The organism is Cellvibrio sp. ATLC23, from assembly GCF_057196725.1.
Genome location: NZ_JBXUOS010000012.1, coordinates 1 through 15743 on the forward strand (window position 1 = coordinate 1; position 15743 = coordinate 15743).

General features: G+C 48.1%; 17 protein-coding genes. 8 read left to right on the forward strand and 9 right to left on the reverse strand.

Annotated elements, in window-relative coordinates; all coding sequences use genetic code 11:
* Nucleotides 1-374, forward strand: a 374-nt coding sequence (locus AC2CG4_RS16765) for a hypothetical protein (RefSeq protein ID WP_484487363.1), incomplete at its 5' end; no start/stop codon positions are given.
* A gap of 39 nt (nucleotides 375-413) precedes the next feature.
* Here AC2CG4_RS16765 and tyrS read toward each other — a convergent pair.
* Nucleotides 414-1721 carry a tyrosine--tRNA ligase gene (gene tyrS, locus AC2CG4_RS16770; RefSeq protein ID WP_484487364.1) on the reverse strand — a complete coding sequence of 436 codons (1308 nt, stop codon included), beginning with the start codon at nucleotides 1719-1721 and terminating at the stop codon, nucleotides 414-416.
* A gap of 273 nt (nucleotides 1722-1994) precedes the next feature.
* Here tyrS and AC2CG4_RS16775 point away from each other — a divergent pair, with 273 nt between their 5' ends.
* Nucleotides 1995-3338, forward strand: coding sequence for a peptidoglycan DD-metalloendopeptidase family protein (locus AC2CG4_RS16775; protein ID WP_484487365.1), 1344 nt, complete (start codon nucleotides 1995-1997; stop codon nucleotides 3336-3338).
* Nucleotides 3339-3345: 7 nt separating this feature from the next.
* Entirely contained in the window at nucleotides 3346-4464 is a 1119-nt protein-coding gene (locus AC2CG4_RS16780; RefSeq protein ID WP_484487366.1) for an anhydro-N-acetylmuramic acid kinase, read from the forward strand.
* Between the two features lie 25 nt (nucleotides 4465-4489).
* On the opposite strand, the gene erpA is transcribed toward AC2CG4_RS16780, so the two are convergent.
* The 4 genes from erpA to argC form a co-directional block, all read right to left on the reverse strand.
* The gene (gene erpA / locus AC2CG4_RS16785) at nucleotides 4490-4843 is read right to left on the reverse strand and encodes an iron-sulfur cluster insertion protein ErpA (protein WP_310067074.1); all 354 of its coding nucleotides are present in this window, start codon (nucleotides 4841-4843) and stop codon (nucleotides 4490-4492) included.
* Nucleotides 4844-4916: 73 nt separating this feature from the next.
* Entirely contained in the window at nucleotides 4917-5297 is a 381-nt protein-coding gene (locus tag AC2CG4_RS16790) for a bactofilin family protein (RefSeq protein ID WP_062058802.1), read from the reverse strand.
* Nucleotides 5298-5318: 21 nt separating this feature from the next.
* Nucleotides 5319-6083 carry a DUF6776 family protein gene (locus AC2CG4_RS16795; protein WP_484487367.1) on the reverse strand — a complete coding sequence of 255 codons (765 nt, stop codon included), beginning with the start codon at nucleotides 6081-6083 and terminating at the stop codon, nucleotides 5319-5321.
* A gap of 69 nt (nucleotides 6084-6152) precedes the next feature.
* Nucleotides 6153-7199, reverse strand: coding sequence for an N-acetyl-gamma-glutamyl-phosphate reductase (gene argC, locus AC2CG4_RS16800; RefSeq protein WP_484487368.1), 1047 nt, complete (start codon nucleotides 7197-7199; stop codon nucleotides 6153-6155).
* A 170-nt stretch (nucleotides 7200-7369) separates the two neighbouring features.
* Between argC and AC2CG4_RS16805 the strand changes: the two genes are divergently transcribed.
* From AC2CG4_RS16805 to hemL, 5 genes are read left to right on the forward strand one after another with little or no spacing between them, the layout of a single operon-like run.
* On the forward strand, nucleotides 7370-9166 hold the full coding sequence (locus tag AC2CG4_RS16805) for a chloride channel protein (protein WP_484487369.1): 1797 nt from the start codon (nucleotides 7370-7372) through the stop codon (nucleotides 9164-9166).
* A 24-nt stretch (nucleotides 9167-9190) separates the two neighbouring features.
* Entirely contained in the window at nucleotides 9191-10489 is a 1299-nt protein-coding gene (locus AC2CG4_RS16810; RefSeq protein ID WP_484487370.1) for a cation:proton antiporter domain-containing protein, read from the forward strand.
* Nucleotides 10490-10505: 16 nt separating this feature from the next.
* Nucleotides 10506-10928 (forward strand): protoporphyrinogen oxidase HemJ, encoded by a 423-nt coding sequence (gene hemJ / locus AC2CG4_RS16815; protein WP_484487371.1) that lies wholly within the window; start codon nucleotides 10506-10508, stop codon nucleotides 10926-10928.
* A 1-nt stretch (nucleotide 10929) separates the two neighbouring features.
* Nucleotides 10930-11541 carry a thiamine phosphate synthase gene (gene thiE / locus AC2CG4_RS16820; protein WP_484487372.1) on the forward strand — a complete coding sequence of 204 codons (612 nt, stop codon included), beginning with the start codon at nucleotides 10930-10932 and terminating at the stop codon, nucleotides 11539-11541.
* Between the two features lie 8 nt (nucleotides 11542-11549).
* Complete coding sequence (gene hemL, locus AC2CG4_RS16825) at nucleotides 11550-12830, forward strand: glutamate-1-semialdehyde 2,1-aminomutase (RefSeq protein ID WP_484487373.1); 1281 nt, start codon at nucleotides 11550-11552, stop codon at nucleotides 12828-12830.
* Between the two features lie 78 nt (nucleotides 12831-12908).
* On the opposite strand, the gene AC2CG4_RS16830 is transcribed toward hemL, so the two are convergent.
* The 4 genes from AC2CG4_RS16830 to cyoE form a co-directional block, all read right to left on the reverse strand.
* Nucleotides 12909-13508, reverse strand: a complete 600-nt coding sequence (locus AC2CG4_RS16830) for a Yip1 family protein (RefSeq protein ID WP_484487374.1) — start codon at nucleotides 13506-13508, stop codon at nucleotides 12909-12911.
* Nucleotides 13509-13719: 211 nt separating this feature from the next.
* Nucleotides 13720-14394, reverse strand: coding sequence for an SCO family protein (locus tag AC2CG4_RS16835; protein ID WP_484487375.1), 675 nt, complete (start codon nucleotides 14392-14394; stop codon nucleotides 13720-13722).
* Nucleotides 14372-14803: a copper chaperone PCu(A)C gene (locus AC2CG4_RS16840; protein WP_484487376.1), complete on the reverse strand. Its 432-nt coding sequence runs from the start codon at nucleotides 14801-14803 to the stop codon at nucleotides 14372-14374. Before AC2CG4_RS16840 ends, AC2CG4_RS16835 begins: the two co-directional genes overlap by 23 nt.
* Complete coding sequence (gene cyoE / locus AC2CG4_RS16845) at nucleotides 14787-15722, reverse strand: heme o synthase (RefSeq protein ID WP_484487377.1); 936 nt, start codon at nucleotides 15720-15722, stop codon at nucleotides 14787-14789. The genes AC2CG4_RS16840 and cyoE overlap by 17 nt, the downstream gene beginning before the upstream one ends.
* Between the last annotated feature and the right edge of the window lie 21 nt (nucleotides 15723-15743).

Below are 15743 nucleotides of genomic sequence, written 5' to 3' on the forward strand. Positions count from 1 at the left end.
CATCCGCAAGTGCCCACACGCATTGCTTGATCTGTCTTGTTAAAAAACCGGTTAGCGCTTCGGCTCAACCGTGGGAGGCGCATTATACGCACCTTCTTACTATTCGCAAGCGTTTTCTTTTTCAGATTTCGCTTGCCGGTAACTCGCTTAAAACACTCAGCTTTTCGCTTTTCGTTACCACTCACCGTTTGGCGAGGCGCGTATATTACGCTATTTTTTTACTTTGTAAAGCGTTAATTTTATTAACTTTTTACATTCTTGCCGCACCTTTTAATCACTCCGCTTTCGCGGCTGACCCCGGCTCGGCAAGGGCGCGCACTATACGAACCCGACCACCCTTGCGCAAGCTCTTTTTGGAATTTAATGCACTTTAAATTCACACAAGATCAATGAATCACCAATCACAACAAAAATCATACAACCTCAAACAAGTGATACTTCTTTTTCCCTACTCGTGCGATATAAAAGCGACCGAAAAAAGAGTCCCCCGAGGCAAAACAATTAGCAGATTGCATATTGTCATCGATAGACTTAGCTGCACCATTGATAAAAACAGCACTTCTGGCCAGCGCATCTTTAATTTGCTTTCCTGATGCAGCCAACTCTGCATCAGCTAATAACTGAGTAAGCGGCATATCAACAATATCTGCACGAATTAATTTCGACGATGGAAGTCCATCTTGCTGCAACTGCAATAGGTCAGACTCACTCAACCCTGCCAATTCATCACTAAACAACGCTTGAGTGATGCGCTGGGCAGCCTGTAGGCCGGCATCGCCATGGACGAGCCGCGTAACCTCTTCTGCCAAGATGCGCTGCGCATCAGGCTTACCTTGACGAGCTGCATCTTCCGCTTCTATGGCAGCAATTTGCGCCACAGAAAGAAAAGTGAAGTAACGCAGGAACTTGTAGACGTCCGCATCCGCAGTATTCAGCCAGAATTGATAGAAGGCATAAGGAGAGGTTTTTGTAGCATCCAGCCAGACAGTACCCGTTTCCGTTTTTCCAAACTTTGTGCCATCTGATTTTGTTACCAACGGCATAGTCAAGCCAAACACCTGCGCCCCATGCATACGACGCGTCAAATCAGTGCCGCCAGTAATATTGCCCCACTGATCGCTACCCCCAATCTGCAAGGTACAACTATTGCGTGCATAGAGCTCAGCAAAATCATAGGACTGCAACAGCATATAAGTGAACTCAGTGAAAGAGATACCCTCACCTTCACGATCGAGGCGCTGCTTCACGGACTCTTTATTAATCATGTTATTAACGGAAAAATGCTTACCTACATCGCGAAGAAAGCTCAGCACGTCCATTTTTCCAACCCAATCAAGATTATTAACCACATCAGCAGATTGGCTGCCGCAATCAAAGTCAATAAATTGGCTAACTTGCCTCTTTAATTTATCCACCCAATTGGCAACAACATCTGATGTATTGAGTTTGCGCTCCTGAGCTTTAAAGCTTGGGTCACCAATTAAACCAGTCGCACCGCCCACCAACGCGATCGGTTTGTGACCAGCCAGCTGGAAACGCCGCAACATCAATAGAGGAACCAAACTGCCGATATGCAAGCTGTCCGCCGTAGGATCAAAGCCACAATAAAGCGTGCGACTACCGGAATTGAGGTGTTCGGCAAAAGCATCCCCCCCAGCGATCTGAGCAATAAGCCCGCGCTCCTGCAACTCTTGCAGGAAATTAGTATCTATAGCTGTCATAACGCACCAATCAAGCTTGTAAAAATGTATCGATTAGGAACAAAAACGCGCAAAGATACCTCATCTTCCCCCAATTACAAGACAAAACCAGGCGCTTGTTGCAGTAAGATGAAATTTTGGGGTGTTAATGGCGTTTTTTTCTGCTATAAATGTTGTCTCTTGGATCACTTATCTATAAAAGAATTGCGACTATATTTTCCGATGCCTCCAATAAAAAGTTACTACACGATCATTCGATCGACCCTGTTTCAACATCTGCCGCGCGGGCACCTCATGGCCGCTGTGGCACTATCTGCAGGATTAGTAGCCATTTTAGGCAGTAGCTCCCCGTCCGACTCCGCAATTGTAAGCACGCAAAGCAAGAACATCCCCGGGCTAGAAATACAAGGCATAGAAACTCAAGCAACGCCAATCGCCGTACCAGCAGTTGAAACCATTATCCAATCGCTCGCTGCGACTCCTGAGCCCACAAGTAGTCGCGAAATTGAACCTGCCCCACCACAGTGGAAAGAGTTCACCATACAAAACGGTGACAATTTATCAATTTTATTCAAACGCGCAGGCCTAAACGATCGCAGTATTTATGAATTGTTTAGCGATGCAAAAGACGCCAAAGGCTTACGCAATATTCGTCCAGGCCAAAAAATGGCTTTTTTGGTAGAAAACGATCAATTACAGAGCCTGAACTATACGATCGATAAACTAAATAGCCTGCACTTCACTCGCGGCGCAAAAGGGTTTACCGGCAAAGAAATTGCCCTAAAACCCGATATCAAGTATGCGTTCCGTCAAGCATCTATCGACAGTTCTCTTTATATGGCAGGTAAACGCGCGGGCATGCCCAGCAACCTGACAATGGAGCTGGCCAATATTTTTGGTTGGGATATCGACTTCGCGCTGGATATTCAAAAAGGTGATAGTTTTAAAGTGATGTACGAGGAGCAATTCCTCGATGGCAAGCGAATCGGCACCGGCAAGATCATGGCAGCCGAATTTACCAACGGTGGAAAAGCCTTTAAAGCAGTCCGCTATACTGATAAACAAGGTGCCAGCAACTACTACACACCCGATGGCCGCGGCATGCATAAAGCCTTTTTGCGCACCCCAATTGAGTTTGCCCGCATCAGTTCACATTTTAATCTTGCACGTAAACACCCCGTTCTACATATCATTCGCGCGCACAAGGGAACCGACTATGCTGCGGCAAGAGGCACCCCGATCCGCGCAGCTGGCAATGGAAAAATTGCATTTGCTGGACGCAAAGGCGGCTATGGTAATTGCATCATAATCCAGCATGGACAAGGTATTGAAACCCTCTACGGTCACATGAATGGCTTTGCTAAAGGGATGCGAAGTGGAACTCGCGTGAGCCAAGGCGATATAATCGGTTATGTAGGCTCCACTGGTTTGGCATCTGGTCCTCACTTGCACTATGAATTCCATGTTAACGGCCAGGTGCGCAACCCGGTTACCGTTCCACTTCCGAAATCCATCGGCATTGAAAAAACCGAGCTGGCGCGTTTTAACGAGACTACTCGTCCATTGATTGCCAAACTGGATCAGTACAAATCATCCAGCCGTTTGGCGGTTGCCAAAAGCGGCAGTAATAGCAACTAAATATCTCATGCCTCGGAGCCAGCTCTACATAGGCTTGATGTCCGGCACCAGCGCTGATGCAATAGATGCAGTGCTTGTCGATCTGCAATCCACTCCGCAGCTCATTGCAAGTCACACAACCCCCCTTCCAGCTAAAATCCGACACCAAGTTCACGCTCTCTCACTCCCCGGTCAGAATGAAATCGACCGAATGGGGGCACTTGATGCAGACTTGGGAAGATTATTTGCCCAGGCAAGCTTGGGGCTACTAAGCAATGCCGGGGTCAATGCAGCAGAAGTTGCAGCGATTGGCAGCCACGGTCAAACCATTCGTCACCGCCCCCCAGCTTCAGCTGAAGGTACGTTTACCCTGCAGATTGGCGACCCCAACCTAATCGCAGAATTAACCGGCATCACTACAGTGGCTGACTTTCGCCGGCGCGATATGGCAGCTGGCGGACAAGGCGCACCTTTAGTCCCCGCATTTCATCGCGCCATCTTTCATACGCGCGATAAAGATCGCGTCATTATTAATATCGGCGGTATGGCAAACATCACCTGGTTACCTGCACAAGGGAAAACACTCGGATTTGATACCGGCCCAGGGAATGTACTGATGGACACATGGATAGGAGAGCATCTGGGAAAGCCATACGATAAGCATGGCGATTGGGCAGCTACCGGTCAGCCATATGCTCCACTACTCACGGCGCTCCTGGCAGATCCCTATTTCACCTTACAAGCCCCCAAAAGCACCGGCAGAGAAAGCTTCAATCGTGTATGGCTGGAGAGGAATTTACACAAGTGCACGCCAGCGCCATCACCCGCTGATATTCAGGCAACATTACTTGAACTCACAGCAGTAACGATTGCAAACAGTATCGACCTACTCAGCCAAGCACCAAAAGAAATTTTTGTTTGCGGCGGCGGCGCTTATAACGCTGCGCTCATTAAGCGACTGAAAAGCCTGTTAGCCAAAGATGTCATAGCAAGCACTTCAGCGTTAGACTTGGATCCGCAATGGATAGAAGCCATGGCATTTGCATGGTTAGCGCAACAGACAATCCATCATCGCCCAGGAAATATCTGCGATGTAACGGGAGCAAAAAGAGAGGTGATTCTGGGCGGTATTTACCACGCAGGATAAATACCGGAAGGTTGTTAAGGTGGGATTAGACGGTAAACGAAGAACCACAACCGCAAGTGCTGGATGCATTCGGATTCTGGATGACGAACTTGGAGCCCTGCAAGCCCTCTTCATAATTCACCACCGCGCCAACCAGATAGGGATAGCTCATCGCATCCACTACTACTTTAACGCCATCGCGCTCCACTACTGAATCATCATCAGCCACTGCTTCATCAAAGGTAAATCCATATTGAAAACCCGAGCAGCCGCCGCCGGTGACGTAAACTCGCAGCTTTAGATCGGGATTGTCTTCCTCCTCAATCAGGCTCCGCACCTTGGCAATAGCGCTCTCGGTAACAGTGACAACTTGAGGGACGTAGATTTCAGCGGTAGACATACTTACTCCGAATAACAACAAAGCCCGGCGGGCGATGTTTATTATCCCTTTACCCCAGTAAAACAGTCAACTATTAAGCCTTTGCGCTCGCGATTTCCAAGACACTGGCTGACTCTTGCTGCTTATTGATCATACTGCCATTGACTTGGGCACCCTTAACCATCTCGATCGAGTGGTAATGTACAGTACCCGTAACATTGCCTTTGGCCGCCAACTCCAAATGCTTGCTCGAGTAAATATTGCCCTGTACCTTGCCATTTACAATAACAATCGGCGCTCGAATTTCCCCTTCTACTACGCCAGTATCTGAAATCACCACTTTTGCATCCTTCTCATCTTCAGCGATGATATTGCCTGTTACCTTTCCCTCTAATTGCAACTCGCCGGTAAAGTAAAGATCGCCCGTCACTTTGGTTGCGCGTGAGATAAGAGTGTGATTATTAGAAAATGCCATCTGGGTGCTCCTTAGCAACTGCTATTTAATTTCTGGCCATTCAAGGTCTGCTTCAACCGTCACTGGATTGCGGCCTGAGCTTGACTTAACTGCCAGCTCAACCCGTGCGGGAACAAATCCATCTGGCAACACTATCTCGCACTCAACAGCTTGAAAAAATTTAAAGTTCAGGGGGATATTTTCAGCCATAGATTCGGCGTCGGTTTTACTCACAACGAGTTCATGCAGGGACTTTTTAATCTCGTTACCATCCTGCTGCCCAACGACCAATACCTGCAACTGCCCGGAAAAATCATCGTCACCTTCCGCCAGTTTTTGTACAACCAGTTTGAATTGTTTTTTATTGTCTGCAAGCGCAGACACAGAAAAGATGCCGAAGCTTATCCCCTTGGGATTGGTACTTTTTTTCGAGGTCAGAATGCGGTAAACCTGCACTTCGCGCTCCAGCGCCGCCTTTTCATCGCGCAATACCATAACTCGCTTACGTAACTCTTCTCCTGCCTGATGATCAACCTGCGCATTTAATTGATACTTTGCCAATTCGCGCTTTGATTCACTCAACTCGTGATTCAGTGTCTCCAGCTGCGCGCGCAACTCTTGCGCTTCTTGCAGGGAAAGGCGCTCACTGCTGGCTTTATTTTGGGCATAAAAATAGGTGGCGACGAGAGCGGCAGTAGCAACTGCAAGTAATAGCAGTACAACAAATGCATTTTTGAGTGGCCGATGAGGAACCACTTTCATACGGTAGACAGGAGAACCTTTTACTTTAGCCTTAGCGGGATTCATAGCGACCATCTTATTATTGGCAGGATGGGGTATTAAGCCATCCCGCATAGTGAGCTTCAAATTAAACCGTTAGGGCATCAGCGCCACAACATCCAAACCGGCTTTTTCATCAAATCCAAACATGATATTCATATTCTGGATTGCCTGACCAGAAGCGCCTTTAGTGAGATTATCGATCACCGATAACACCACCACAGTATCGCGCTGTTGCGGGCGCAAAACCGAGATGCGGCAGACATTTGAGCCTTTTACACTTCTCGTTTGGGGCAATTCACCGGCGGGCAGCACATCCACAAACGGTTCGTTGGCATAGCGCTGCTCATAGAGCGCCTGCAAATCGGGCACCTTGTTCGCATCGAGCAGTGTCGCGTAAAGTGTGGCGTGGATACCGCGGATAATCGGCAACAAATGCGGTACAAAGGTCAGGGCAACTGGCGCGGCACCGGCAGGCTGCACATCGCGCAAGCCCTGCTCAATCTCAGGTAAATGGCGATGGCCAGCAACGCCATACGCTTTGAAGCTATCGCTGATTTCCATCAACAGATTGTCGATCTTAGCCTGACGCCCAGCACCACTGGCACCACTGGCGGCATTAGCGATCAGACGGGTCGGATCGACCAAGCCATTCTCAATCAAGGGCAGATAGCCCAATTGCGTCGCGGTAGGATAACAACCAGGGCAAGCAACCAGCTTGGCGGTGCGAATCGCTGCGCGGTTCACCTCGGGCAAGCCATACACCGCTTGAGCGACTAAATCGGGCGCGCCGTGGGTTTGGTTGTACCATTTTTCCCAGAGCGGAACATCGCGGATACGAAAGTCTGCCGAGAGGTCGATAATGCGCGCTTTGGTATTCATCAACGCGCCCATCATGTTTTGCGCCACACCGTGTGGGGTAGCAAAAAAGATGACATCGCACTCACCCAATACCGCTACATCTGGCTCGCTAAACGCCAAGTCGACATGACCGCGCAGGCTTGGGTACATCTCCGCCACTTTAGTACCAGCCTCGGCACGAGAGGTGATTACCGTCACTTCTACTTGTGGATGTTTGCTAAGCAAGCGGAGTAACTCCACGCCTGTATAGCCGGTTCCGCCAACGATGGCTGCTTTAATCACCTCAACCTCCAATAGATTGGTTCACTGTCATTGCGCTTAATTGAACGGGGCTGAGTCTGTTATCCTGCCCGCTGTATTCAACTTGGAAAAATTAAAGACGGCTATCATAAGAGCCTTATCCATAAATCGAAAGTAAAAGCTGCCCATTTTGCAGGGCAAATAAGCAGGTAATGCCCGTGGCCGATACACCAAATGACGATATCCCGCCCATTTCTACCAGCAGCGCCGCACCCATAGCAGGTAAATTGTCACTCGCTCAACGGCTGGAATACTGGCGCGAAACCTTTCGCGACCGCTTGGCCGATGTAGACTCCCTACCCCAGCTGACACTGCTTGGCTTACTCACCGGCATATTGGCTGGTCTGATTATTATTGCGTTTCGCCTGCTGATCGAAGTACCACTGGGCTACTGGCTGCCCGACAGCTTTGAAAATTTTGAGGCGCTAGACCCCAGCCTACACTTTTATCTTCCCTTGGTCGGCGGGTGCCTGATCGGGGTAGTGCTGCAGTTTATCGACAAGCGCCATCACGGCACCGGTGTTGGGCATGTCATTGACCGCTTGCAAAATCATCAAGGGCGCATGCCCGTGGGCAACTTTGCGGTGCAATTTTTTGGCGGTGCCGCCTGCTTATTAACAGGGCAATCGGTTGGGCGCGAAGGGCCTGCGGTACATATGGGCGCTGGCGCCGGTAGCCTATTAGGGCAGTGGATGAAATTACCCACCAACAGCTTGCGCCCCTTAGCGGGATGCGGTGTCGCCGCGGCCATTGCCGCCTGTTTTAATACCCCTATGGCCGGGGTGATTTTCGCCATGGAAGTGGTGGTGATGGAGTACAGCATCGCCGGTTTTATTCCGGTGATTTTAGCCGCTGTCGCAGGCACGACCTTATCCCACTTGGTATTTGGTAATGTCATCAACTTTGCGCCGCTCACCGGTGAGATGGGCGGTTTGCTGGAGATGCCACTGATCCTGCTTGCCGGTTTCTTTATTGCACTGCTCGCCGCTCTCTACATTCGCTCGCAAGCCTTTTGGTGTCGCCTCGCCCTCAACCGCCCTATCGCGCTGCGTTTTGCCTTTGCCGGATTAATCACCGGCTGCACCGCCTATTACTTTCCCGAGATTCTCGGTATCGGCTACGACACGATTGAGCGCACGCTGGCTGGCCAACAAGGCTTTTGGCTGTTAATAGGGATTATCATCGCCAAGCTATTCGTGACCAGTGCTGTATTGGGTGTGGGCATGCCCGGCGGCGTGATAGGACCACTGCTGTTTTTAGGTGCCTGCGCCGGTGGTGCCATAGGTGTACTCGCGCACAACCTGATGCCCGCATCAGCCAGCCCGATTGGTTTTTATGTGGTGCTGGGCATGGGCGCGATGATGGGCGCGACACTCAATGCACCGCTTGCATCGATGATGGCGATTATCGAATTAACCTATAATCCGGGTATTATTTTCCCCAGCATGCTAGTGGTAATCATCGCCTGCCTCACTACCCGCTGGGTATTTCGCTGCAACGGATTATTTGAAACCTTATTAAAAATCCAAGGCAAATTTCGTACACCGGAAATTGCGGAACAATTGCTCAATAAAACCGGCACGCGCCAATTGTTAGATCGCCATATCAAAATCTGCGCAAGCACCTTGTCTTATGCGGAAGCGAATACGCTGCTCACTCATCGCCCACGCTGGCTGGTGTTTGACGATAACAAACACATCATCCCCGGTCAGGATTTAGCCGCTTTTTTAGCGCAGCAAGGCGAAACCGGCGCAAGCGATACCATCAATTTATTAGAGATACCGGCGCGTCGTCTGGATATAATCCCGCTCGCGGATGACTCCACCTTATTTGAAGCGCTGCAAACACTTGAAGCGGCAAAAGTTGAAGCAGGCTATATCACCACATCACAAGCGCAGGTCGCAGGCATAATCACGCGCGACAAAATCAATAATTACTACCGTATTTAATATTGTTAATTTGAGGATAAAGATTTGGAATTGCTGAATTGGATTTTGTTGGCGCTGAGCGGCATCATTATTGTCTCTTACTTGTTCGATGCCTTTGCACACCACTCTCGCATCCCCTCAGTCGTTCTGCTTATTTTTAGCGGGATTTTACTGCGCATTGTGTTGGATTATTTTGGTTTCAGCATTCCCCTGCTCGATATGTTATTGCCAATTATCGGCACTTTGGGCTTGATATTAATCGTGTTAGAGGGTGCACTGGACTTAAAAGTCACGCGGGAAAATTCCGGGCTGATTGCCCGCGCCACCATTTGCTCGCTACTGGGGCTGTTAATTACCGGCGGATTAATCGCCGCGTTAATCCACTACAGCTTTGATGTTGATTGGCGTTTATCCTGGTTATACGCAGTCCCTATGGCCGTTATCTCTAGCGCAGTAGCCATTCCCGCTGCTGCATCACTCTCACCAAAATTACGTGAATTTGTGATTTACGAAAGTTCGATTTCCGATATCGCCGGGGTGTTATTGTTTTACACGCTGCTGGAAGGGCAAGGTAATTTTGGCCTGCGCGCACTCACTTCAGTCGGCACAGTGGGGCTGAGTTTGGTTGTTGGTTTTATCGCCGCTATTGTTTTGTATTGGCTAATCAGCCGCATTGAAGCTCATGTACGTTTTGTACCTATGATTGCCGGTATCGCGCTCATGTATGCCGGTGCAAAATTACTGCATTTAGCCCCACTGGTTATTGTGATGGTGGTCGGTTTGGTTTTGAATAATTTTATTCTCGTTAAACCACTACCACTGGTACGACGTATTCGCAGTTACAATTTCGGTGAAGAGCTGGATACATTTAAACATTTAATCGCCGAAGCCACATTTGTCATTCGCACTTTCTTTTTTGTATTACTCGGCTACTCAACGCTAATTTCCGATTTAATGCATACCCATGTATGGATATTAGCGACCGCACTGGTCGCCTGTTATTTAATTCCTCGCATCGCGATAGTCTATTTTTTTGCGGGCGACAAAAAAATAGAGCCACTGCTTTGGTTTGCACCTAAAGGACTCATTACTATTTTGTTAATTCTCAGTCTGCCCGAGTCAGAGTTAATTGAAAGTTTCCCCAGCGGCGCGATTATGTTGTTGGTGTTGATGTCTGCACTCTTGTTAACTTACGGCAATGTGCGTTATGGCAAACAGCATAAAAAGAAAATCCAAGAAGCTCAGCAAGAAGAAAAACCCGCGGCTACTACAACCGTATCAATTGATACAACCGCTATAGAGCCGCCGCCTGGGCAAATCACTCCCGATCATCCCATTAAATAATTAGCGCAGGTACATCATGCTCTGGATCAAAGCCTTCCATATTATTTCCGTTGTAAGCTGGATGGCAGCGCTATTTTATTTGCCGCGGCTCTTCGTCTATCACACCATGAGCGAAGACGAGATCAGCCGCGAGCGCTTTAAAATTATGGAGCGCAAATTACTGCGCGGCATAGCCAACCCGGCAATGATCGCCACCTTTATTTTTGGTGTCTGGATGAGTTGGCTCGGCTGGGAGTATTACTCCACCCAGATTTGGTATTGGTGCAAGATTACACTTGTAGCCCTGCTTACCGTTTACCACCATGCCTGCGTCGTCTATTTCAAACAACTGCGCGATGATCGCTGCAGCAAAAGCCATAAATTTTTTCGCGTGTTTAACGAGCTGCCGGTACTTTTGTTGGTCGGCATTGTCATTTTAGTTGTGGTAAAACCCTTTTAATATGAACAGCAAACTCTACGCAATTACCGATACCCAACTCTTGCCCGGCGACAAATTATTTTACGCCGTAGCCGCCGCCTTAACCGGCGGCTGCAAGCTGGTGCAATATCGCGATAAATCCGGCGACCAAATCCGCCGCTTATTTGAAGCCAAAAGTTTACTGGCACTCTGCATACAACATCAGGCGCAATTATTAATTAATGATGATGTTAACCTCGCTCAGGAGATTGGCGCCCACGGTGTACATCTGGGTCAGGGTGATACCAATCCGGTCGCCGCGCGTATTATTCTCGGCAGCCGAGCGATTATCGGTATCACCTGTCACGACTCACTGACACTCGCGCAACAAGCAATCAAAGACAGCGCCAATTACATCGCCTTTGGCCGGTTTTTTTCATCCAATACCAAACCCGATGCACGCCCAGCACCCGTCTCGTTAATTAGCGATGCGCGTAAAGCATTTGGCAAGACCCCCATTGCAGTGATTGGCGGTATTACGCTGGATAACGGCAAACAATTATTGGACGCAGGTGCCGATATGCTCGCTGTATGCCACAGTTTATTTTCCGCCGATGATATTACCGCACAAACCAAAAAATTTATTAATTTGTAGGAATCACCATGAGCCGCTCTGAAGAATTATTTTTACAAGCCCAAAAAACCATTCCCGGCGGTGTTAACTCACCGGTGCGCGCGTTTAAAGCCGTAGGCGGCACACCCATCTTTTTTGAAAAAGCATTAGGCGCTTATGTATGGGATGCGGACGGCAAACGCTATATCGATTACGTGCAAAGTTGGGGGCCAATGGTGCTGGGTCACGCCCACCCGGAAGTCATCAACGCGGTTATTGAAACCGCCAAATTTGGTTTAAGTTTTGGCGCCCCCACCGAGCGCGAAACTACACTCGCTGAAAAGCTGTGTAATTTAATTCCCAATATGGACATGGTGCGTTTTGTTAGCTCGGGCACCGAAGCCACCATGAGCGCCATTCGTCTTGCGCGCGCATTCACCAAGCGCGACAAAATTATTAAATTTGAAGGCTGCTATCACGGTCACTCGGATTCGCTGCTGATTAAAGCTGGCTCCGGCGCACTCACTCTGGGCGTGCCCAGCTCACCCGGTGTACCTGCGGTATTGGCCGATCACACCCTCACCTTGGATTACAACAACGCCGAACAAGTGCGCGAATGTTATGCCAAGCTCGGCGATCAAATCGCCTGCATCATTGTTGAACCGGTAGTGGGCAATATGAATTGTGTACCACCAGTGCCAGGCTTTTTAGAATGTCTGCGCGAAGTCTGCGATCAATACGGCAGCGTATTAATTTTTGATGAGGTGATGACCGGCTTCCGCGTAGGCCACACAGGTGCGCAAGGCCACTATGGTGTGAACGCCGATATCATCACGCTCGGCAAAGTGATCGGCGGCGGCATGCCAGTCGGCGCCTTTGGTGGCCGCCGCGACATTATGCAAATGATTGCCCCATCCGGTCCCGTTTACCAAGCGGGAACCTTGTCAGGCAATCCGGTGGCCATGGCCGCAGGCTTAAAAACATTAGAGCTATTAGAGCGAGATGGTTTTTACCCTATCCTCTGCACACGCACGACGCAATTAGTGGAAGGTCTACAAAAACTCGCGGATGAGGCAGGCATTCCTTTCACCACCAATCACGTTGGCAGTATGTTCGGTTTCTTTTTTACCAGCGAGAAAAAAGTCACCAACTTTAAACAAGTGATGGCCTGTGATATCCCACGTTTCAATAAGTTTTTTCACGGCATGTTGGAGCGCGGAGTGTATTTAGCTCCCGCGTCTTACGAGGCGGGGTTTATGTCGGGCGCGCACACTGAGGACGATATTAACAACACACTTAAAATTGCGGCTGAAGTTTTTGCCAGTTTGTAGTCGCTAGCAAATAAGTCACAAACGAAAAAGCCGGTACTGTTAATACAGCACCGGCTTTTTTAATACTCAAATAAGTAATTACCCCGTATACGCAGGCCCAAACCCAAAGCTCCAAATTAACACGGTGATGGCCATAATCGATACAAACATTACCAAGCCTATGGTGAGAATAGAGCTGGAATAAATGAAGCCTTCATCCTCCGGGATATTCATAAAAATTGGAATCCCCATATACAGCAAGTACACCGTGTAAAACACAGCGGCTATGCCCACCAGCATAGTGAGAATTACATTGGGATAAAGAGCGCACAAACCCGCAAGAAACAAAGGAGTCGCAGTGTAGGCGGCAAAAACAATACAACGCGCAAGACCAGGGGCCGAGTCATAAGTACGCGCCATCCAATTAATAAACACCCCGATAACAGCAACACCAGCAAGCATAGCCAAGTACATTAGTATGCTCATCACTGCCGCGCTGGATTCGGTCAGCATAACTGGAGCACCATTGCCGATCACCCAGCCCACTTTTGTAGTGCCGATATACATAGAGACAGGGGGAATTAATGCCAGTAAAAGAACGTGTGCAAAATACAAATGGGAAACGCTTTCTTGGGTATCGCGAATCTCTTCCCACTCTTGATGAGGGTGAATAAATAGACCAGCAACATGGGAAATCATAGTTTGTCTCCAACACTGTTATTAGATTATTCGGTATTAATCGTGATAGGTCTCAACAACTAAAAAACTATTTCCATCTTTTACAAGTATACGTTAGTGCCAGCCTTCCTCCTAAGTACAGTTAGATCAAATCAATTTCAAAAGAAAAATCTCAATAACTGCAACATCTATGATTAATGATGATTGCCGTAGTCCGATGATACTTAAAAGTCTATCTGCCCATTAATTTTTGCATATCAAACAACATATCTTTCACGCTGTAGGGTGACGTAAAACTGCCAACAAACTCCCCACTGGGATTGATCATGAACACTCGAGTCGAATGATTAACCTGATATTGTTCACCTACTTCAAGAGGCATATTGATTCCGGCGGGAATACTTAACACCTTACTGTTTAAAATTGCGGAACGATCATAGGCTGCGCCAAAAAATTTGGCAAAACTGGCCAACTCAACATTACTCCCCCGTAGACCAGTTATCTGCGAATGAAAAAATTGAACATAGCTCTCCAGTTTTTCTTGCCCGTCGCGCTCTGGATCAACAGATACGAATACCACTTGCAGCTCATCCCCCGCCCCCATCATATTTAGTAACTTGGCTAATTTCTGCAATTCCATCGGGCAGTAATCTGGACAAGATGTAAAGCCGAAAAAAACCAAACTCCAATGACCGCGAAAAATATTTTCATTAGCCACTTCACCACGATGATTTTCCAAAATAAATCCGGTCAGCGGTTTTGGTTCTGGCAATAGCTGAGCCGCAGTTAGCGGGGATGCAACAGAAAAATGCTGCATCCCCAATACAATTCCAAGTCCCACGCTGGCGGCAATTGCTACTGGATATAACACCTGCCAAGGTTTCTTATAAATCATTTTTTTTAACATGGAGGTCAAACTCTTGGGTACTGCCATCGCTAAAACTAAAAGTGAGTTTCACTTTGCTTTCAAGCGTCAACTCTTCTTGTGGCTCCATTAACATGATATGCATACCGCCAGGCGCCAATTGCGCTTTTGATTGGGCAGGAAGCTCCAAGTAGTCAAGGTGCTCCATGACTACTTTATCGCCCATCTTGCGAGTATTATGCAACATCACCATCGCGCAGCAATCTGCACTCAAACTCACGATGGTTTGTGGCCGCAGTTGCGGATTGTGAATTTGCATATAAACAGCGTTAACTGTTATTGCAGGTGGCGCCAATTGCACCCAGGCATCTTCTATTAATACTTGTGCTGCACTATAACTAGCCAAGCTACACAAAAATGCCGCCGCACCAACCTTATTGTAGTAATTCACTGAAACTCCACTTTGCATAATGATCAACTAACAACACCAAAAACAAAACCATTAAATGCACAATAGAAAAACGGAATGTTTCCATGGCTGTCACCGATGTAGCGCTAAACTTTAATTTCCACGCGTGATGAATAAACTTGCCATTAAGATAAATACTGGCAGCAAGATAGATAATGCCAGTCATGCCGACCAAGTAAGGTAAGAGGCACACCAAAAACAATAATAATGTGTAAAGTAAAATAGCGGTTTTAGTAAATTCGATGCCGTGAGTAACCGGCAGCATAGGGATATTAGCTTTGGCATAATCGTTACAACGATGAATAGCCAGTGCCCAAAAATGTGGCGGCGTCCAGGTAAATACAATCATCATCAATAACATCGCCTCACCACTCAAACTGCCAGTAATTGCAGTCCACCCCAACACCGGTGGCAAGGCGCCAGCAAGACCGCCAATCACAATATTTTGCGGTGTCGCGCGTTTTAGCAGCAAGGTATACACCACAGCATAACCAAATAAGCCAAACAGTGTTAACAACGCGGTGAGCGTATTAACGGCCAACAACAAAATCATAAAACCCGTAATCGCCAGTAGGCAGGCAAACCCCACTGCTTGCACTGTGGTTAATTTTCCTTTTGGCAAAGGGCGCATATAAGTGCGCGCCATTTGTGCATCAATTTTTTGGTCAAGCACATGATTAAACGCAGCGGCAGCAGCAGAGACTAAAGCAATCCCCAAGCTGGCCAATACAACCAATAAAAAATTCGGCGGTGTAGGCGTAGCCAACATCATGCCAACCCAAGCTGTGAGCACCAAAAGTGCAACCACTTTTGGTTTGGTGAGCTGATAATAATCGCGGAAATTCATGATGAAATCGCTACGCGCAAGGGCTGGCGCCACAGCGTTTTTGATACTTCCCATATACAACTCCTACTGCAAATA